A 17,396-nucleotide genomic window follows, 5' to 3' on the forward strand; every position below is an offset into this window, starting at 1 on the left:
CATGGGGCCCTGCGAAGAGCCAGGGCCCCACAGGCTCAGACGAGCACCGGTTCCTCCCGCCGGCCTGCGCCCCGTGCCTCCGCGACCGCCAGCCACACGACCGACCCCAGCATGAGCAGGGTGCCGACAATCGTGGCCGCCGTGAGGTGCTCACCGAGCAGGACGACGGCGAGCACCGCCGCGCTCACCGGCTCCAGCAGCATGATCACGGAGACGGTGGCGGACCGGACGACGGCCGCGCCCGCGAAGTAGAGGGCGTAGGCGAGGGCCGTGGGGATCGCCGCGAGATAGGCCAGCAACAGCAGCACCCGGGTGGGGTCGGCGAGGTGCGGCAGCGGTCCCTCACCCAGGGCGAGCGGCAGCAGGCACAAGGCGGCCGCACCGAACGTCCCCACGGCCGTGGCCGAGGCGTCGGCCCGGCCGCTGCGACCCCAACGCCGCGTGAGCAGCGTCACCGCGCACTGTCCGGCGGCGGACATGAGAGCGAACAGCACGCCCAACGGCCGTACCGTCGCGCCCGAATTCCCCAGCACGACCTCCCCCAGTCCGAGAAGGGCGCCGGCCACGGCGACGACGCCCCCGAGTCCGGGTCGCTCCCCCATGGTCAGCCGCGCGCCGAGCGCGATCAGGACGGGACCGGTGCCGAGGGTGACGACCGTGGCCACGGCGAGCCCGGTGGCCGAGACGGCGGCGAAGTAGGCGCCCTGGAACACGGCGAGCCCCAGGCCGGTCGCCGCGCTGCGCAGCACCCTGCGCCCGAGCGATTCGGATGCGGTGGGCCGGAAGCGGGGGCGCAGGAGATGGACGCCGAGCAGCAGGACGAACCCTGCCGCACAGCGCCAGAAGGACAGGGCGACGGGCCCCATGTCACTGCACCGGTAGACCAGCGAGGCCGCGGCGCCGGCCGTCCCCCAGACGGCGCCGGCGACGATCAGATAGAGAAGGCCTCGCCCAACGGGCAGGCCGGAAGCATTCGACACGACTTCTCTCCGCAGACGCGCGGCGGCGCCCCGGAGAGCGGCGGCCGCGCGGAAGTTCGGGAACGGACCTCGCGCGGGGCGCGTCAGGTCCTCGGACTTCGTCTGCGGGCAGCACCGTCACGCCCGGCGTGGGGGTTCGGTCCCCGTGCCGTCCCGGGCGTGGTGTCCGGAGGGCCCGCGTCAGGCGGCCGGCGGAGAGATGATGAGGGTGCCGTGATGCATGGCCCGGAGCCTAGGCGGCCGTTTCCCGGGCCGACAACTCGGTTTCCGTGCCGCCGTCACCGCCCGCCACGGGCCCGGCGGAGCCCTTCGCGGGCGCGGACGACTGCGCGATGAACGCCCCGACGAGGACGACCGCGCCGCCGATGATCTGCGGCGCCGAGAGGTGCTCGCCGAGCAGGAACCAGGCGAGGACGGTGGCGATGACCGCTTCGAGGCAGGCCACGACTCCGGCCACCTGCGGTGAGAGCCGGCGTACGGAGAGCACGCCGGTGACGTAGGCGACGACCGTGGCGAGCAGCACGATCCAGGCCAGCAGCACGGTGGCCGCGACCGGGGTGCCGTTCATGTCGGCGGTGCCCGCGAGGACCGCCCAGTCCATGCTCCACGGGCGGGCGACGACGGTCAGGACGGCGGCGCCGACGAGCAGGCCGTAGGCGATGACGCCGAGCGGGTCGGGCGCCGCCTCGCCGGAGTCGCTGCCCTGGTCGGACAGGACGAAGTAGCCGACCTGGCAGCATGCCGCGCCGAGTGCGAGGAGCAGGCCGAGGGCGTCGAAGCTCAGGCCCGACCAGACCTCGACGACACAGGCCAGGCCGCCGACCGCGAGGACCACGCCGAGCGCGGCGGCACGCGTCACCGGCCGCCGCTGCACGAACCGCACCCAGCCGAGCACGAGGGCGGGGGCGAAGTACTCGACGAGCAGGGCGACCCCGACCGGTATCCGGGAGATCGAGGCGAAGTAGAACGCCTGCACACCGGCCACGCCGAGCAGGCCGAACCCGGCGAGCAGCGCGGGGCGACTGCGCAGCAGTCCGCGGTGGCGTACGGCGAGCGGCAGCATCACCAGGGCGGCGCCGGCCACGCGCAGCCACACCACATGGAGCGGGTCGAGACCCGCTTCGATCAGCGGCTTGGCGGCGACTCCCGACCCGCCGAAGGCGACCGCGGACCCGACCGCCAGACCGAGCCCGACGCCCTTGCCGCGGCCGACCTGACTGCTCTCAGACATACGCACCGGCACATGATGACAGGCGATGACATGAGCGTCATCCCCGATGGCACCTGTCTCGCCGAGTGGACTGCGGTGGCGGGGGCGGAGAAGGTACGCCGGGCGGCCAGGCTCAGCGCGCGGCGGGGACGTGGACCTAGTGGGCCGTTTCGCCGCCGGCCGCGTACTCGTCCCGGCGTTCGTCGATGCGGGCGCGCACCGCGTTCGCGTCGATGCCGGCGCGGGCGAGCACCTCCACCGCGCGGGCCTGCGGGTCCGCCACGATCGCCGCGAGCAGGTCGATGCCGCGGGCCTGTGCATCGCCACGCCGGGCGGCGCGCCGGCAGGCGTGCTCCATGGCGCTCGCCGCCAGCGGGGAGAAGCCCTCGCCGTCCAGTACGACGGGGACGGCGCCGGAGTCCTCGACGGTGCCCTGCCAGCGCAGGCCGTAGCCGATGCTGCGCTGGACGAGGTAGCCGAGCAGGCGGGCGATCTGAGGTCCGTCGCCGAAGACGGCGTAGACGTCCGGGTCGCGTTCCAGGAGCGAGTGCAGCAGATGAGCCGTGTCGATCTGCCGGTCCCCGTCCCTGACCGCCCGGCGGCGGGCACCGGAGATCACCGCTGCCAGCTCGTCGCTGAGCCTGGCATCGTCCGCCGCGGCGTCCGGGCGCCGACAGTCCGGCTCCTGGGCCGACTGCCGGGGAATACGGGGTTGCACATCCCCACCCCATCAACCACTTCGAGCCAAGTCATCCCCGAGAGGAAGCATTTTCGCGTCCCACACAGAGTGGACTCCGGTGGCCGGGATCTCCTCCTTACGGATGAGATCAGGCCGAACGACCCCGAGGGGCGCGCGCCGCCTTGCCGCGCCCCCCGTACGCAACCATGGCGCTCCGTCGCACGTCCCACAGGGACATGGAGCGCAGGTGCTGGCTGGTGGCGTTGCCCGCCGTCGACGGCAGGCAGTACGTCTACCGGGTGTACGCGCCGGAGGACGCCCTGCTCGCCGACCTGTTCTGGGAGGCGTGGCACTGCCATGACGAGAGCGCGTTCCCGCGCGCGTGGGATCTGTTCGACGCGGCGGTGATCCGGCTGGTGGGGTGAGCCGGCGTCTCCACATTTTCTGACGGTTCATCAGTATTGAATGTTCCGCGCCCCGCGGCTACGTTCCGCGACACCGTAGCCCGAGACGAAGGGGTGGTCGCATGGCCGAAGTCAGCGCGGAGGCACATATCGAGGCACCGGCCGAGAAGATCTGGGCGCAGCTGACGGACTGGTCGGCGTACGGACAGTGGAACGCCACCCACACCAGCTTCCCGGGCGGCGGCCCCACGGCGCTCGAAGTGGGCGGGACCTTCCAGGAGAACATGAAGCTCATGGGGTTCCCGGCCGAGGTCGATTGGACCATCGAGGAACTGGAACCGGCGCGGGTGCTCGCCATCCGCGGCAAGGGTCCGATGGCGGTGACCGTGGCCACGCGCTACACCCTGACCCCGGACGGGGACGCCGCCACGGCCGTACGCATCGACGGGGAGTTCACGGGTGCGGCGGTGTCGTTGATGGCGGGCAAGCTGAAGGACTCGGCGACGGCGGCACTGAACGAGTCGCTGCGCAAGCTGGCGGGGCTGGTGGCCTGAACGCCCGTACGGCGCACACGAAGACGCCCCGCGGATCACTCCACGGGGCACCTTCACTCATGGACGGCCTCGGCCACGGCGGGGAGGCCGCCGGCTCTTGCCACTCCTCGCCTCAGTCCTCGTCGGCGAGGATCAGGTACAGCTTCTTGCGGGACTCGTTGATGACGGCGAGCGCCTTCTCGCGCTGCTCCTTGTTGCCCGTCTTCCAGACCTGACCGAAGGCCTCCATCAGACCGAAGCCGGCCTGACGGATCTCCCCGAGGGCCTCCCAGTCGACACCGCGGGAGGCTTCCTCCCAGGGCGCCTCGGGCCCCGCCTCGGCCACCTCGCGGCCCGCCTCGGTGAGCGAGAACAGCTTCTTGCCGCCCTCGGTCTCACTGGCGATCAGGCCCTCGTCCTCCAGGAGCTGGAGGGTGGGGTACACCGAGCCGGGGCTGGGCTTCCACGCCCCGCCGCTGCGCTCGGCGATCTCCTGGATCATCTCGTAGCCGTGCATGGGGCGGTCCTTCAGCAGGGCGAGGATCGAGGCGCGCACATCACCGCGCCGCGCCCTCCCTCGCGGCCCGCCTCGACCACCCCTCGGCCCCCAGGGCCCGGGCCCGAATCCAGGCCCACCGAAACCGGGGCCGCCGCCCGGCCCGAAGGGCCCGAAGGCGCCGCGAAGCCCCTCGAAGCCACCTCGGCCGTGGTGGCCGTGCCCACCGTGTCCACGCTCGAATCCGTGGGAACGCATCGCAATCACTCCATTCCATCGTTGATCTGTCGCGATGCTTCAACGATATATCGGAATAGCTCGCATGACAAGGGAGCCGAGCAAGGGAGCCGATGTCCTGTCTCACTCAATCCAGTCGTTTTCTCAACGAACCGAGTCGTTCAGGCTTCCGTCTCAGCGAACCTAGTCGCGCGGTTGAGCGTGCTGGGGCTGCTGGATGGCTGTGCCGACCGGGGTGGATCACGCGGAACCGTGCGCCGAGTTGTCGTACGTGGACGCGGTGCACGGGCGTCGTCGGCGCCCACTGCGGGACTGTGTGACGGGCCGGTTCGAGGATGTCGCTCCTGTACGTACGTTTCGCTGGTCGCGCGGTGAGCGTCACTTCCCGGGCTGGTACTGGGCGGCGACGACCGGGCGGCACGTCGGCTTCGAGTCGTGGCTGGAGCGGGACCGACTGCTGCTGATGGACTTCGATCCGAGCGTGGTCGGGATCGGCTCGCAGCCGTTCTGGCTCCACTGGCATGACGGCGAACGGGAGCGTCGGCACGCCCCGGACTACTTCGTGCGCCGCGCGGACGGCTCGGCGGTGGTCGTCGATGTTCGAGCGGACGATCGGATCGAGCCGAAGGACGCCGAGGCGTTCGAGGTGACGCGTCTGCTCTGCGGGCAGCCGGGTGGAGGTTCGAGCGGTTGGGGGCGCCGGATGCGGTGCTGCTGGCGAATGTCCGGTGGCTGTCGCGCTACCGGCACCTACAGTGTCTGCACCACCCGGCGGCTGCCCGGCTCCGGAAGATCTTCGCAGCCCCGGGACCTCTCATGGTGGGGGCAGACGCCGCCGGGGATCGACTGTTGACGCTGCCGGTGCTGTTCCACCTCCTCTGGATCCAGGATCTGACCTCCGAGGCGATGACGGTCGAGTTGCTGGGTCCGCGCACGATCGTCCACTTGGCCAACGGAGTTGGCCGGTGACCGGGAAGAGGCGAGTGCCGCAGACGTCCCGCATCGCGGAGTTTCCCGAGGCCGCCGCTGAACAGGCCCGCTGGTGGGAGAGACACATCCTGGAGGTCTGCTTACCGCCAGATGTTCCAGAACGGGCCGAGCCGCGGCCGGAGTTCGATCCGGAACAACACTCGCTGGCCCAGCGAGAGCGGGCCAAGGCGGCCGAGCACCACGTGTCAGCCAGCGGCATCAAGCAGCGGCGCCAGCGCTACCAGAGGGATGGGCTGGTCGGGCTGGCGGATGGCCGGTCGGCCAAGAAGATGCAGGCCTTCCGCCAGGTCGCCCCGGCCGTGGTGGAGGCCATGCGACAGGCGATCGCCGAAACCTCCGACGCATCGTCGAGGACCATCGGCTTCATCATCTGGCGGACGAAACAGATCCTGTCCGACCGGGAGGAGACCGCTGACGTTGAGCTGCCGTCGCGGGCCACGCTCTACCGGTTGTTCGACAAACTCGCCACCGGCACCCACGCCACGGGGTCAGCCCGCGCCCGCCGCTCGATCGCGGCGCGGCCGACCGGGCCGTTCGGCGAAGTGCCGGCCAGTGCTCCCGGCGAGCTCATGCAGATCGACTCCACGCCGATGGACGTGCTGGTGCGGCTGGACGATGGCATCGCCGAGAAGGTCGAACTGACGGCCATGGTCGATATCGCCACGAGGTCGATCACCGCTGCGGTGCTGAGGCCCTCCACGAAGGCCGCGGACGCCTCCGCGTTGCTGGCCCGCAGTGTTGCCCCCGAGATGATGCGCCCGGGATGGGCGGAAGCCCTGCGAATGTCCCGGTCAGCGTTGCCCCACCGGCGGCTGCTGAGCATCGATGAGCGGCTGGAGCAGGCGGCCGCCCGCCCGGTGATCGTGCCGGAGACCATCGTCTGCGACCACGGCAGCGTGTTCATTTCGCACGCCTTTCGGGCGTCCTGCCGTTACCTGGGCATCAATCTGCAGCCGGCGCACAAGGCAACGCCTACCGACAAGGGCACGATCGAGAAGACCCTGGGCTCAGTAGCCACGCTGTTCGCCCAGTTCGTCGCGGGATACACCGGCTCGACGACGGACCGTCGCGGCCGAAGCCTCGAACAAGGACCGCTGTGGTCTCTGCCCGAACTGCAGAACCTCCTCGACGAGTGGGTCATCGCCGTCTGACAGACCAGACCCCACGACTCGCTGCGCGATCCGGACGCACCAGCGCGGGCGTTCTCACCGAACGAGAAGTACGCCACGCTGCTTGAATCCTGCGGATACGTGCCAGTGCCGCTCGGCGGGGAGGACTACGTCGAGTTGCTGCCCGAGCGCTGGCAGGCAATCAACGCCTACGGCATCCGCATCAAGCACCGCACCTACGACAGCCCGGAGTTGAACCCGTTGCGCCGCCAGCGCTCGGGGGTGACGGCGAAGAAAGGTCTGTGGGAGGACCACTACGACCCCTACGACGTCTCACGGATCTGGGTACGCGACTCCCGCGCCGATCGGTGGATCACGGTGCTCTGGAAGCATCTGCACCGCGTCGGCGTCCCCTTCGGTGAGCTGGCCTGGGATCACGCCCCGCGCACAGGTCCCCGGCGACACCGAGGAACAGATCGCGGATGCAGCGGCAGCTCTGATGCGACGGGCCCATGACGGTCCCGCTGCGGAACAGGATCGTCCGGCCAAGCGTTCGCGGCGCGACCGCCGCGTCGCCGCTCATACTCGGGCCACCTCAACCGACCGTCCTGTCCCCACTCCGCCGGTCACCGAGTCCGAACGCAACGACGAATCGGACACCGAGCTCGCCGATGTCATCCCGCTGGGTCTGTTCGACCCGCTCGCCAACCCCTGGAGACGCACGTGACTTCCTCCCACGCAGCGGCCGGACCCACGACAGTGCAGGAGGCCGACGCCGAGGCGAACCGGCAGCTGACCACTCTGGCCGACTGGCGGAGGTTCATCGACGGTCCACCCCCCGCCTCCGGTCCGGCTGCCCTCAGGTGAACTACGGCAGTTGTCACCGACCGAGCGGGGACCTTTACGACGAGGACCGCCTCGACCATCACGCTCGGATGCTCACGGTCTCCACGTCGTTTGTCGAGAAGACTCGGATCTGCGGCCGACGCTTGGTTCTGCTGAACCGACATGCGATCAGCGCCCGCCGCGGGCTGATGGTCTCGGGCCTTCCGGGCACGGGCAAGACCAGCGCCATCGCTCAGCTCGGCCGCGCCCACGAACTTCTCGACCGGGCCCGTCACCCGAAGGTCAGCGATCGCATTCCAGTTCTCTAAATCACCGTTCCGCCTGCTGCGACCGCGCGCATGGTCGCGGCGGAGTTCGCCCGGTTCCTGGGGCTGCCGGTCCGTCCCCGGTCGAACATGACCGACGTCATCGAGGCCGTGGTGGGGGTCTGTACCGATACCCGCACCGGCATTGTCCTCGTTGACGAGATCCACAACATCTCGCAGAGGACTCAGGCCGGCGCCGAGGTCCCCGACACCTTGAAGTACTTCTCGGAGCGTATCCCCGCCACTTTCGTCTATGCGGGGATCGACTTGGAGAGCAGTGAACTGCTGGTCGGTACGCGGGGCGCTCAGATCGCGGGCCGCTTCACTCTCGTCCCCACTGGACCGTTCCCCTACGGCGACGAGTGGAAAGGTCTGATCGCGACCATGGAGGAGACCCTTATGCTCCACGACCACCCGCCGCGCAGTCTGGTCAAACTGGACCGCTCGCTACCTGCATAACCGCACCGACGGGATGATCGGCGCGTTGTCCCACGCCATCCGGGGCGCCGCGATCGACGCGATCCTCAACGGCACCGAGTGCGTCACCAAGGACGGACTCGACGTCATTCCACTGGATTACGCGGCAGAGTCCGTTCTGCCCGCCCGGAAGCCGGCCAGGCAGCGATGACCATCCCGCTTCCTCGCCTGCCGGTCTACGTTCGCCCAGCTGACGGCGACACGTCGCTTCCTACATCCGTCCGACTTGCGCAGGCGAACCATCTCCCGCCTGCCGAGCTGCGTTCCCGCCTCTGCGCGACGGGCTCCGCCGGCCCTCCCCTCGTGGAGAACCTGGCCAAGGTCATGGGACGGCCCCTTGCTGACCTGCAACGAGCGCTGATCGACACGCGATGCGGCGTCTGTTCCCAGCCCCTGCGCTCCCGAATGGTCAAGGGTCGGCCCGCACGGTGGTGTTCCGACCAGTGCCGCGTGATCGCTCGCCGGAAACGCGTCCCGCTCTCGCTCCAGGGCGCCCGTCGGCACGCGGTCCACGCCGCGCCCTGCACCCAATGCAGGACTGTCGTCGAACGCAACCGCCCCTTTCACTGGTGCTCCGAACCTTGCAGGCAAGCCTCCTACAAGGCCCGGTGGGCCAAGGCGCAGTGCGATGGTCTTCCACCCTCAAGTCGTGACACTCGCCGGACTCCTCGCAAGCCGGGAGTGGGAACACCGCGCGGTCGCCACCGGCCACGTCACCTGGCTCGTCGAGCAGATCACAGTCCGCAACATCCTTCTCGGCTACGTCCCCAAGGACCGCAAGGACCCCCCTGATCCAATGGGTTGAGCAGCATTTCTCCACCCACAAGTTCGTCACCTTCCACCCAAGCCGGACGATCTACGACGCGTTCTTCCCCCGCGAAACCATCCCGCCACCGCGCCAGCCCGATGAAGCCGACGCGGAAACACGGTGGAGCCCGTTCTACCCCTACTACCGCTGCTGAGGAGCAATCTCGCTGAGCTTCGAAAGCAGCCAGAGCCTCCGAATAGGGCCTGGGGACCTCTACCCGTCAAGCGGGAAGCGATAGACGGTTGACTGCCTGGTTCGGAAGCCGAGACGCTCATAGAGCCGGTTCGCTGCCGCACGATCCGGCCGGGAGGTGAGATCCACCGTCCGGGCACCCGCCTCGCGAGCAATCCGCAAGGCCTCCTGAGTGAGAAGACCAGCAACTCCCTGGCCTCGCGCCGCACTGTCAACGACCACGTCTTCGATGCGGGCCCGCAAACCAGACGGCAAGGGCAGCATCACCAGAGTCAGGGTTCCGACGATCGTCTCGGACGTCCGGGCGACGAGCACCGTGTTGGCATCGCACGTCACCATCCGCTCGACCGCATCATGGTCAAGGGGCTTTGCCGTCGAGGACAACTGCGGCAACAACCGGCCGAAGGCGTCGACGAGTTCCTGACTCGCTTCCCTGATGATGTCTACACGGATGTCCATGCGGGGAGCCTATCTGTCGCCCAAGAGGCCGAGCCTGCTCCGGCCCGGCGACCTGCCGTCTGTCTCAACGAACCAAGTCGTTGTGTCTCACCCGATCCAGTCCACGCAGGTCAGCGACGCGCAGACGACTAACTTCGTTGAGACAGGACAGCCGAGGGAGCGGAGTCCGTGATCTACTGCCGGCCATGCCGTTGCTGCTGCTCGACCTCGACAACACGCTGGTCGACCGCGACGCCGCCTTCCGCCGCGCCGCCGCCGAATTCCTTGCCGAGCACGGTCTGCCGGCCTCGGACCTCACGTGGCTGATGGCCGCGGACGCCGGCGGCTATACCGCCCGCGACGAGTTGGCCGCAGCCATGACCGACCGGTACGGGGACGCCGTGCCGGGCACCGCCGTCCGCACCCTGCTCGACACCGGCGCCGCCGACCGCGTCCGGCTGGCGCACTCCTCCGGCCGGGCACTGGTGAACGCCCGGATGGACGGCTGGACCTGCGTAATCGTCACCAACGGCCGCACCGTCCAGCAGGAAGCGAAGATCCGCAACACCGGGCTCGACCGACTCGTCCACGGCTGGGTCGTCTCCGAAGCCGTCGGCCGCAAGAAGCCCGACCCGGAGATCTTCCGGGCGGCCGCAGCGGTCGTCGGCGCCTCCCTCTCCGGTGCATGGGTCATCGGCGATTCACCGCACGCCGACATCGCCGGCGCCGACGCGCTCGGGCTGCGCAGCGTGTGGGTCACGGACGGACGGTCCTGGACACAGAGCTCCTACGAGCCCACCCACACGGCTCACGACGTGGCCTCCGCGATCGACCACGCCCTCGGTACGCGGCCCTAGGCTGCCGCCGATCGCGGCCCGTCCTCCCTGCCGCCGGGCACCGAAATCGGTCCAGCACCCCCGAATTGGCCTTGGCCGCCCCCTGCCCACACCCCCTAGCGTCGGCGGCATGCGGATTCGAATCGTCGATGCCTTCACCGACCGCCCCTTCGCCGGCAACCCGGCCGGGGTCCTGCTGCTCGACGCCTTCCCGGAGGACGACTGGCTCCAGAAGGTGGCCATGGAGGTCAATCACGCCGAGACGGCGTTCGCGCACCGGCTGGACGAGGGCGGGGAGGCCGACTGGGCGCTGCGGTGGTTCACCCCGGTCGCCGAGGTGGCCATGTGCGGGCACGCCACGCTGGCCACGGCCCATGTGCTGCACAGCACCGGCGTCCACGAGGGGCCCGTGCGGTTCGCCACCCGCAGTGGCGTCCTCGTCGCCACGCCCCGCGAGGACGGCTCCCTCACGCTCGACTTCCCGACCGCCCCGCTCACGCCGGTCGAGGTCCCGGACGGAGTCGCCCAGGCCCTCGGCGCCGAGCCGCTCGCCGCCTTCGACACCGGCCCGAACGTGGGCGACCTGCTCATCGAACTCGCCGACGAGAAGACGGTCCGCGCCCTGACCCCCGACCACAAGGCCCTCGGCGCCTACTCCGAGCGCGGCATCATCGCCACCGCCCGCGCCGATGACCCCACCCGGGGCCACGACTTCGTCTCCCGCTGCTTCTTCCCGAACGTCGGCATCGACGAGGACCCGGTCACCGGCAGCGCCCACACGGCCCTCGCCCCCTTCTGGTCCGAGCGCCTCGGCCGGGCCGAACTCACCGGCCTGCAGGCCTCCCCGCGTTCCGGCAGCGTCCGCACGGAGCTGCGCGGCGACCGCACGCTGCTGAGCGGGAGCGCGGTGACCGTCATCGAGGGGGAGTTGATCGCCTAGGCGGGCCGACCAGGCGCGACAAAGGGGGCGTACGAGGTCGTCGTACGCCCCCTTGCGCACCCTCCGGGGACTGGGCTCACGCCGTCGGCAGCCAGCCCACCTTCCCGGCCAGCAGCGCGTACCCCACGAACGCCCCTATGTCGAGCAGCGAATGCGCCACCACCAGGGGACCCACCCGGCCCCAGCGCCGGTACAGGTACACGAACACCACGCCCATCGCCATGTTGCCGATGAAGCCGCCGATGCCCTGGTAGAGGTGGTACGAGCCGCGCAGTACGGAACTGGCCACCAGCGCGGTGCCGGGCGTCCAGCCCAACTGGCCCAGCCTGCGCAGCAGATAGCCGACGACGATGACCTCTTCGAGGATCGCGTTCTGTAGCGCGGACAGGATCAGCACCGGGTACTTCCACCACACGTCGGGCAGCGCCTCGGGCACCACGGTGAGGTTGAAGCCGAGCCCACGGGCGGCCAGGTAGAAGGCGATTCCGGCGCTGCCGATCACCGCCGCGATCGCCGCGCCACGGCCGAGGTCCGGCCACGGACGGGCCCGGTCGAAGCCGAGAGTGCGCAGGCTCGCTCCCTCGCGCAGCAGGAAGTGCGCGACGAGGGCGACCGGGACCAGCGCGGTGGTGATCCCGAAGAGCTGCCAGGCGAGATCCAACCAGGGACGGCCCGGCGCGGCCGAGGCGTTGAGGGTGGCGGCCTGGTCCTTGAGGCCCCCCGGTTTGGTGACCGATCCGACAAAGCTGATCAGGGCGGACACACCACTCGCACCGAGCGAAAGCCCCAGAACGAGCAGCGTCTCATCGCGGAAAGTCCGCCGCGAGGGCCGCTCATGCGGAAAAGAACCGGCCACGGGGCCTGCCTCGCCCTGCACACCTGCCTCCAGTTGAGTAATCCCGCCCGCCGTTTGCCTGCCGTACGGCCGGACTCCGGCACGAGGTTCAGCAGGGGCGACAGGTAGGGGCACCACCGTCATGGGACGTCACAGCTTGCCCGATCAGTATGGGACGGGCGGCAGCGCCCCCCGCCGACGCGCCCCCCGCCGACGCGCCCCTCGGCGACGCGCCCGCCGCCGTACGGTGGTCGTCGCGACGGTCCTCGTCCCGGCCGTCGCAGCCGGTACGGTCACCGCGGTCGAGCGCGGGCTGCTGCCCTTCGGCTCCTCCTGCCAGGACGTCCCGGTGCGGCTCACCCTGGCGGCCCAGCCCTGAGCGCCCGGTCCCCCTCCTCATGATCGTGACCCATAAGGCGATCAGGGAGGCTGAACCCGGACGGGAGCGGGAGCGCCCGGGCCCGCAGGGCTGACGGGACCCGCCCAGGCCGGTCGCCCGGCGTTCGTCCGCGCCGTCACCCCAGCGGCACCGGCTCCAGCAACCCCACCGGCCAGGTGTGCACCGGGTCCCCGCGGTGCATCAGGTCCCGGTACCGGCGGGTCGTCGCCGCCAGTGCCGCCTCCCGGGTCAGCCCGGACTCCAGGGCCCGGTGGAAGGTGGCCGACTGCCAGGACGCCCCGTTCATGCGCCTGCGGCACCGCTCCTCGATGACGCCCAGGTAGAGATCCCGGTCGGCCGGCTCGACTCCCCAGGCGTCCAGGCCGACCTCGGCCAGGGGCAGCAGTTCGTCGCGTACGAGGCTCACCGCGTCGACCTCGGCCGTCCCGCCGTAGCGCCCCCGCCGGGGCCAGCGCAGCCGGGCGTCGATGCCATGTTCGCAGGCCGCGTCGAAGTTGGCGGCCGCCGCCTCGAAGGGCAGCCGGGTCCACACCGGCCGCGGCTCCTCGGCGAGGGCGCGGACGACGCCGTAGTAGAAGGCCGCGTTGGCGATGACGTCCGTGACGGTGGGCCCGGCGGGCAGCACGCGGTTCTCCACGCGCAGGTGCGGGACGCCGTCGGCGATGCCGTAGACCGGGCGGTTCCAGCGGTAGACGGTGCCGTTGTGCAGGACGAGCTCGGCGAGCTTGGGTACGCCGCCGGCGTCGAGGACCTCGAGCGGGTCCTCGTCGTCGCAGATCGGCAGCAGGGCCGGGAAGTAGCGCAGGTTCTCCTCGAAGAGGTCGTGCGCCGAGGAGATCCACCGCTCCCCGAACCAGGTGCGCGGCCGCACGCCCTGGGCCTGGAGTTCGGGCGGGCGGGTGTCGGTGGACTGCTGGAACAACGGCGGGCGGGACTCGCGCCACAGCTCCCGCCCGAAGAGGAAGGGCGAGTTGGCGCCCACGGCGACCTGCGCCGCGGCGACCGCCTGGGCCGCGTTCCACACGTCGGCGAAGCGGCCCGGGGTGACCTGGAGGTGCAGTTGGACGGAGGTGCAGGCGGCCTCGGGCGCGATGGACTTCGACGTGCACGTCAGATGCTCCACGCCGTCGATGTCGAGCGTGAAGTCCTCGCCGCGGGCGGCCACGATCTGGTCGTTGAGGAGGGCGTAGCGATCGACGTCCGAGAGGTTCGAGGAGACGAGGTCGTCGCGGTCGAGGGTCGGCAGAATGCCGATCATCACGATTCCCGCGTCGAGCTCACCCGCTTTTCGGTCGGCATATGCCAGGGACGTACGGAGTTCCTCGGCGAGCCGGTCGAATACCCTCCCCTGCAATCGATGTGGGGCTATGTTGACTTCCAGATTGAACATGGCGAGTTCTGTTTGGAAGTCACGGCTCGCGATCCGCTCGAGTACCTGCGCATTCAACATTTTCGGCATGCCGTCGGCGCCGGTGAGATTCAACTCGATCTCCAGCCCCATGAGGTTCTTGGGGCGGTCGAACCGCTTGGCCTCCAGCAGCCGCTCCAGGCCCGTCAGGCACTGCCGCAGCTTCCGGCGGTAGCGCTGGCGATCGGACAGATCGAACCGACCTGCCACGACCTTCTCCCCCATCGAAGCTTCCCTCCTCGGATGGGCGGACCGAGGACCGGGCCGCCGGTCTCCCGGGTCAGGTGGGATGATGCCCAGCCGAAGCGATCGATAACGTCCCGCGCGAGGTCGGCGCCCGCTAGGCTGTCGGACGTGACCGGCGGCACATTCACCAGGCATGGACCACTGTGCAGTTTCGGTCGGCTCACGAACTCGTGAAAAACGCCGACGAGAATTGGCCGACCGCACCCGGGGCATTTTTCGAGGTCATCGCCGCGCGGGCGACCGAGAATCGGGATGATTCCCGCATACCGCCGACCGAATGGACCCTTGCCGGGTGCACCAAAAGCGGTTAGATGAAACACCGTCTGAACACTCGTCGTATAAACTCCGCAATCAAGGCAGAGGGTTGGCGCCCGCGGTCCAGGACCTGCCGTCCAGGTGACGTACGACAGGCCTCACCCGCACCTCTCACCCCAGACCCCGGCCCCCGCCTCTCTGACCTTCGTGAGCTGACAGCGCCGTCCGCCCCCGCCCCGCCCTCGCGCCACCGTGCCTGTCGAATGAGAGAGGCGACCCACCATGCCGCTGCATGTCCCCCCGGCTCCCGCGCCCGCCCTTCGCTCCGTCCTCACCGCGCTCGGCTCGCCCACCGCGGTCCTCGAGGCCCGAACTCCCTCCCTGCGCGCCGCCCAGGGACCCGCGACACCCGAACTCCCGCTGCCCGTCCATGTCGTGGACGAGATCACTCCGGCGGGCGTGTCCGCGACCCGGCTGGCCGGCTGGCGTTTCCTGATCCGCTGCGGCGACCGGGCGGTGGCCGCGGCCGAGACCCGGCTGACGCCCGACGGCTGGGCCTTCTCGCACTTCTTCGAGGGGCCCTACATCGCCTCCACCGAGCGGGCGCTGCGCCAGGCCGAGACGATCACGCAGGCCTACCAGCCGCGCCTGCTGTCGTTCCCCGGCCTCTACATGCTGACCCTCTGGCTGCACGGCGACTGCGCCGCGGACGGCACCACCGGGCACCCCGACGGCACGGACATCCTCGTGCCGCTGGCCCCGGCCCCGCCCGGCATCGCGGCCCATGTGCCGCACCGGGTCGCCGAGCTGCTCCCGGTGCTGACGCACAGGGCGACCCCGGCTCCGCTGCCTCCGCTGCTCGGCTCGCCCGCCTGACAGCACACCGCGCGAACGGCCCCGTACCCCGCTGCCCTATTCGGCAGCGGGGTACGGCGGTGTTTGCGGTGGAATCGGGGCGGTGGGATTAGGCTCGTGTCGGACAACAAAACACGCACGCACGAATCGCAAATAACTCGTACGAGCGAGAATGCGCTCGAATGAGCCCCGCTAGTCCCCCGCCTCCTGCGGACTAGCCCCATCCGACCACGTCGAACCACCCGAAGTGACGGGGGAGTTGGGATGAACCGTCCGCGCGAGTGAGGCGTCATCAATCTGTGAGAAGCGGTGCTGCGAAATCCCTGCGGATTGACGCCCGTGGGGCAACACTGGGTTCCGACCGACCAATCATCAACGGGGGGCGGCCATGAACGAGGCTTCACGCCGCGAAACCGACACCACAGTCACTTCACACATCACGACAGAGCGAAAGATCCCCTCCATGTGCCAGCACCAGCCACCGTGCCCCTCAGCCGACTCCACCGACCGGGAATCCGCCCGTCTCGTGGCGCACCACCCGGAGCAGGGATGGAGCCTGCTGTGCAACGGTGTTCTGCTCTTCGAGGACACCGGTGAGCTTCTGCCGGACGGCCAGATCATCGCCCCGCACCGTCCGCTGGGCGCCGGCAAGGTGGTGACCGCCGCGTAACACCTGCCGGTGGAACACGCCGGTCAGACCCGCACCACCGGGCGGCGCGACGGACGCCCGGCGTACCCCAGGGGCCGGTCGCAGACCCTGACTGCGAGCCGGCCCCGACGTGCGTCCGGGGCCGGTCACACACCGTAGCGGGTACCTACTTCAGCGCCATCCGCAGCGCGAAGTAGGCCGGCTTGGGGTTCAGTTGCTCGTCCCACGGCAGGGCCGCGCCCTCACCCTCGAAGAACGCCGGGATCCAGGAGTATTTGTCCGTATAGTCCCAGACCGTGATGCCCACGCACCGGCGCACCGCGAGGCAGGCGTCGGTCAGGTCCGCGTACCACTCGGCCTGCTGGGCCAGCTTCTCCTCAGTCGCGGGGAGGATCATCCGGATGTCCACCTCGGTGAGCGAGGTGTCGAGTCCGAGCCTGGCGAAGCGGCGGAGGTTGTCCTCCAGGGTGGTCGGATATCCGTACTGGAGCGCCAGATGGGCCTGCAGGCCGATGCCGTCGAGCGGGACACCGTCGGCCTTCAGCTCCTTGGCGAGGTTGTAGTAGGCGTCGCTCTTCGGGCCGATCGACTCGATGTTGTAGTCGTTGAGGTAGAGCTTCACCTTCGGGTCGGCCTGGCGGGCCCAGCGCAGGGCGTCGGCGATGTAGCCGGGGCCGAGCGTCTTGTAGAAGATCGTCTCGCGGTATGTGCCGTCCTCGTTGAACGCCTCGTTGACGACGTCCCAGGCGAAGACCTTGCCCCGGTAGTGCCGTACCTCCGTCTGGATGTGCTTCTTCAGTACGGCCCTCAGCTCGGCCGCCGTCCACTCGCGGCCGGTCAGCCAGCCGGGCAACTGGCTGTGCCAGACGAGGGTGTGGCCCCGTACCTTCTGGCGGTTGGCGCGGGCGAGGTCGACGATCTCGTCCCCCTTGGAGAAATCGAACACGCCCTGCTGGGGCTCGGTGGCGTACCACTTCATGCCGTTGCCCGGCGTGATCTGGTCGAACTCGCTGCCGAGGATCGCCTTGTACGGCTCGTCGACGAGCTCGGGGTTGTCGGTGGCGCTGCCGAAGTAGCGGCCGTGGCGCTGGGCCAGCTCGGCGAGGGTGGGCTGCTTGCCGTGCCGTTCGTCCGCCTGCGCCGCCGGTCCGGTGGCCACGCCGGCCGCGACCAGCACGGCGGCGAGGGTCCCGGCGAGTCTGAGCCGGGTGCGGGAGCGGGTGGTCGTAGTGCGCATGGTGCGACTCCTCACGGTTCGGTGGTGTGTT

At 69.9% G+C, this 17,396-nt stretch carries 21 protein-coding genes and 1 pseudogene; 14 read left to right on the forward strand and 8 right to left on the reverse strand.

Going from position 1 to position 17,396, the window contains the following annotated elements; genetic code table 11:
* Window positions 1-35: 35 nt before the first annotated feature.
* The 3 genes from ACIREI_RS32815 to ACIREI_RS32825 form a co-directional block, all read right to left on the reverse strand.
* Window positions 36-980, reverse strand: coding sequence for a DMT family transporter (locus ACIREI_RS32815; protein WP_403340570.1), 945 nt, complete (start codon window positions 978-980; stop codon window positions 36-38).
* 232 nt (window positions 981-1,212) lie between these two features.
* On the reverse strand, window positions 1,213-2,211 hold the full coding sequence (locus ACIREI_RS32820) for an EamA family transporter (RefSeq protein WP_403340573.1): 999 nt from the start codon (window positions 2,209-2,211) through the stop codon (window positions 1,213-1,215).
* 136 nt (window positions 2,212-2,347) lie between these two features.
* A complete protein-coding gene (locus tag ACIREI_RS32825; protein WP_403340576.1) occupies window positions 2,348-2,908 on the reverse strand; it encodes a Clp protease N-terminal domain-containing protein in 561 nt (186 codons plus the stop codon).
* A 218-nt stretch (window positions 2,909-3,126) separates the two neighbouring features.
* Between ACIREI_RS32825 and ACIREI_RS32830 the strand changes: the two genes are divergently transcribed.
* Window positions 3,127-3,294, forward strand: a complete 168-nt coding sequence (locus ACIREI_RS32830) for a hypothetical protein (RefSeq protein ID WP_107083922.1) — start codon at window positions 3,127-3,129, stop codon at window positions 3,292-3,294.
* Between the two features lie 101 nt (window positions 3,295-3,395).
* Window positions 3,396-3,827 carry an SRPBCC family protein gene (locus tag ACIREI_RS32835; protein ID WP_403340579.1) on the forward strand — a complete coding sequence of 144 codons (432 nt, stop codon included), beginning with the start codon at window positions 3,396-3,398 and terminating at the stop codon, window positions 3,825-3,827.
* Window positions 3,828-3,939: 112 nt separating this feature from the next.
* On the opposite strand, the gene ACIREI_RS32840 is transcribed toward ACIREI_RS32835, so the two are convergent.
* Window positions 3,940-4,560, reverse strand: coding sequence for a PadR family transcriptional regulator (locus ACIREI_RS32840; RefSeq protein WP_403340582.1), 621 nt, complete (start codon window positions 4,558-4,560; stop codon window positions 3,940-3,942).
* Between the two features lie 196 nt (window positions 4,561-4,756).
* Here ACIREI_RS32840 and ACIREI_RS32845 point away from each other — a divergent pair.
* The 7 genes and pseudogenes from ACIREI_RS32845 (at window position 4,757) to ACIREI_RS32875 (ending at window position 9,071) form a co-directional block, all read left to right on the forward strand.
* Window positions 4,757-5,508: pseudogene (locus ACIREI_RS32845) on the forward strand (TnsA-like heteromeric transposase endonuclease subunit).
* Window positions 5,509-5,522: 14 nt separating this feature from the next.
* On the forward strand, window positions 5,523-6,680 hold the full coding sequence (locus ACIREI_RS32850; protein ID WP_403340585.1) for a hypothetical protein: 1,158 nt from the start codon (window positions 5,523-5,525) through the stop codon (window positions 6,678-6,680).
* A 99-nt stretch (window positions 6,681-6,779) separates the two neighbouring features.
* Entirely contained in the window at window positions 6,780-7,154 is a 375-nt protein-coding gene (locus ACIREI_RS32855; protein WP_403340588.1) for a Mu transposase C-terminal domain-containing protein, read from the forward strand.
* Between the two features lie 419 nt (window positions 7,155-7,573).
* Entirely contained in the window at window positions 7,574-7,792 is a 219-nt protein-coding gene (locus ACIREI_RS32860; protein WP_403340591.1) for a hypothetical protein, read from the forward strand.
* A 30-nt stretch (window positions 7,793-7,822) separates the two neighbouring features.
* A complete protein-coding gene (locus tag ACIREI_RS32865; RefSeq protein WP_403340593.1) occupies window positions 7,823-8,248 on the forward strand; it encodes a hypothetical protein in 426 nt (141 codons plus the stop codon).
* 25 nt (window positions 8,249-8,273) lie between these two features.
* On the forward strand, window positions 8,274-8,417 hold the full coding sequence (locus ACIREI_RS32870; protein ID WP_403340596.1) for a hypothetical protein: 144 nt from the start codon (window positions 8,274-8,276) through the stop codon (window positions 8,415-8,417).
* 498 nt (window positions 8,418-8,915) lie between these two features.
* The gene (locus tag ACIREI_RS32875; protein ID WP_403340599.1) at window positions 8,916-9,071 is read left to right on the forward strand and encodes a hypothetical protein; all 156 of its coding nucleotides are present in this window, start codon (window positions 8,916-8,918) and stop codon (window positions 9,069-9,071) included.
* A 216-nt stretch (window positions 9,072-9,287) separates the two neighbouring features.
* On the opposite strand, the gene ACIREI_RS32880 is transcribed toward ACIREI_RS32875, so the two are convergent.
* Window positions 9,288-9,725 (reverse strand): GNAT family N-acetyltransferase, encoded by a 438-nt coding sequence (locus ACIREI_RS32880; RefSeq protein ID WP_403340602.1) that lies wholly within the window; start codon window positions 9,723-9,725, stop codon window positions 9,288-9,290.
* Between the two features lie 185 nt (window positions 9,726-9,910).
* Between ACIREI_RS32880 and ACIREI_RS32885 the strand changes: the two genes are divergently transcribed.
* Entirely contained in the window at window positions 9,911-10,561 is a 651-nt protein-coding gene (locus ACIREI_RS32885) for an HAD family hydrolase (protein WP_403340605.1), read from the forward strand.
* A gap of 109 nt (window positions 10,562-10,670) precedes the next feature.
* The gene (locus ACIREI_RS32890; protein WP_403340608.1) at window positions 10,671-11,480 is read left to right on the forward strand and encodes a PhzF family phenazine biosynthesis protein; all 810 of its coding nucleotides are present in this window, start codon (window positions 10,671-10,673) and stop codon (window positions 11,478-11,480) included.
* A gap of 76 nt (window positions 11,481-11,556) precedes the next feature.
* Here the strand turns inward: ACIREI_RS32890 and ACIREI_RS32895 are convergent, their stop codons facing one another.
* Window positions 11,557-12,357, reverse strand: coding sequence for a CPBP family intramembrane glutamic endopeptidase (locus ACIREI_RS32895; protein ID WP_403340610.1), 801 nt, complete (start codon window positions 12,355-12,357; stop codon window positions 11,557-11,559).
* A 115-nt stretch (window positions 12,358-12,472) separates the two neighbouring features.
* Between ACIREI_RS32895 and ACIREI_RS32900 the strand changes: the two genes are divergently transcribed.
* Window positions 12,473-12,694 carry a hypothetical protein gene (locus ACIREI_RS32900; RefSeq protein ID WP_403340613.1) on the forward strand — a complete coding sequence of 74 codons (222 nt, stop codon included), beginning with the start codon at window positions 12,473-12,475 and terminating at the stop codon, window positions 12,692-12,694.
* Window positions 12,695-12,830: 136 nt separating this feature from the next.
* Here ACIREI_RS32900 and ACIREI_RS32905 read toward each other — a convergent pair whose 3' ends face one another.
* Window positions 12,831-14,348: a glutamate--cysteine ligase gene (locus tag ACIREI_RS32905; protein WP_403340616.1), complete on the reverse strand. Its 1,518-nt coding sequence runs from the start codon at window positions 14,346-14,348 to the stop codon at window positions 12,831-12,833.
* 558 nt (window positions 14,349-14,906) lie between these two features.
* Here ACIREI_RS32905 and ACIREI_RS32910 point away from each other — a divergent pair.
* Together ACIREI_RS32910 and ACIREI_RS32915 are read left to right on the forward strand one after the other, a co-directional pair.
* Entirely contained in the window at window positions 14,907-15,500 is a 594-nt protein-coding gene (locus ACIREI_RS32910; protein WP_403340618.1) for a hypothetical protein, read from the forward strand.
* A gap of 442 nt (window positions 15,501-15,942) precedes the next feature.
* Entirely contained in the window at window positions 15,943-16,149 is a 207-nt protein-coding gene (locus ACIREI_RS32915) for a DUF5999 family protein (protein WP_403340620.1), read from the forward strand.
* 145 nt (window positions 16,150-16,294) lie between these two features.
* On the opposite strand, the gene ACIREI_RS32920 is transcribed toward ACIREI_RS32915, so the two are convergent.
* Window positions 16,295-17,365 carry an endo-1,4-beta-xylanase gene (locus ACIREI_RS32920; RefSeq protein WP_403340622.1) on the reverse strand — a complete coding sequence of 357 codons (1,071 nt, stop codon included), beginning with the start codon at window positions 17,363-17,365 and terminating at the stop codon, window positions 16,295-16,297.
* Between the last annotated feature and the right edge of the window lie 31 nt (window positions 17,366-17,396).

Origin of the sequence: Streptomyces sp. NPDC093591 (assembly GCF_044764885.1) — a bacterium.
Classification (GTDB): Bacteria; Actinomycetota; Actinomycetes; order Streptomycetales; family Streptomycetaceae; genus Streptomyces.

Excerpts from the sequence above, each read along its gene's own strand:
- ACIREI_RS32820 (WP_403340573.1), bottom strand. The coding sequence starts at position 2,211 with ATGTCTGAGAGCAGTCAGGTCGGCCGCGGCAAGGGCGTCGGGCTCGGT.
- ACIREI_RS32835 (WP_403340579.1), top strand. The coding sequence starts at position 3,396 with ATGGCCGAAGTCAGCGCGGAGGCACATATCGAGGCACCGGCCGAGAAG.
- ACIREI_RS32840 (WP_403340582.1), bottom strand. The coding sequence starts at position 4,560 with ATGCGTTCCCACGGATTCGAGCGTGGACACGGTGGGCACGGCCACCAC.
- ACIREI_RS32860 (WP_403340591.1), top strand. The coding sequence starts at position 7,574 with ATGCTCACGGTCTCCACGTCGTTTGTCGAGAAGACTCGGATCTGCGGC.
- ACIREI_RS32865 (WP_403340593.1), top strand. The coding sequence starts at position 7,823 with ATGGTCGCGGCGGAGTTCGCCCGGTTCCTGGGGCTGCCGGTCCGTCCC.
- ACIREI_RS32880 (WP_403340602.1), bottom strand. The coding sequence starts at position 9,725 with ATGGACATCCGTGTAGACATCATCAGGGAAGCGAGTCAGGAACTCGTC.
- ACIREI_RS32885 (WP_403340605.1), top strand. The coding sequence starts at position 9,911 with ATGCCGTTGCTGCTGCTCGACCTCGACAACACGCTGGTCGACCGCGAC.
- ACIREI_RS32890 (WP_403340608.1), top strand. The coding sequence starts at position 10,671 with ATGCGGATTCGAATCGTCGATGCCTTCACCGACCGCCCCTTCGCCGGC.
- ACIREI_RS32905 (WP_403340616.1), bottom strand. The coding sequence starts at position 14,348 with ATGGGGGAGAAGGTCGTGGCAGGTCGGTTCGATCTGTCCGATCGCCAG.
- ACIREI_RS32910 (WP_403340618.1), top strand. The coding sequence starts at position 14,907 with ATGCCGCTGCATGTCCCCCCGGCTCCCGCGCCCGCCCTTCGCTCCGTC.
- ACIREI_RS32915 (WP_403340620.1), top strand. The coding sequence starts at position 15,943 with ATGTGCCAGCACCAGCCACCGTGCCCCTCAGCCGACTCCACCGACCGG.
- ACIREI_RS32920 (WP_403340622.1), bottom strand. The coding sequence starts at position 17,365 with ATGCGCACTACGACCACCCGCTCCCGCACCCGGCTCAGACTCGCCGGG.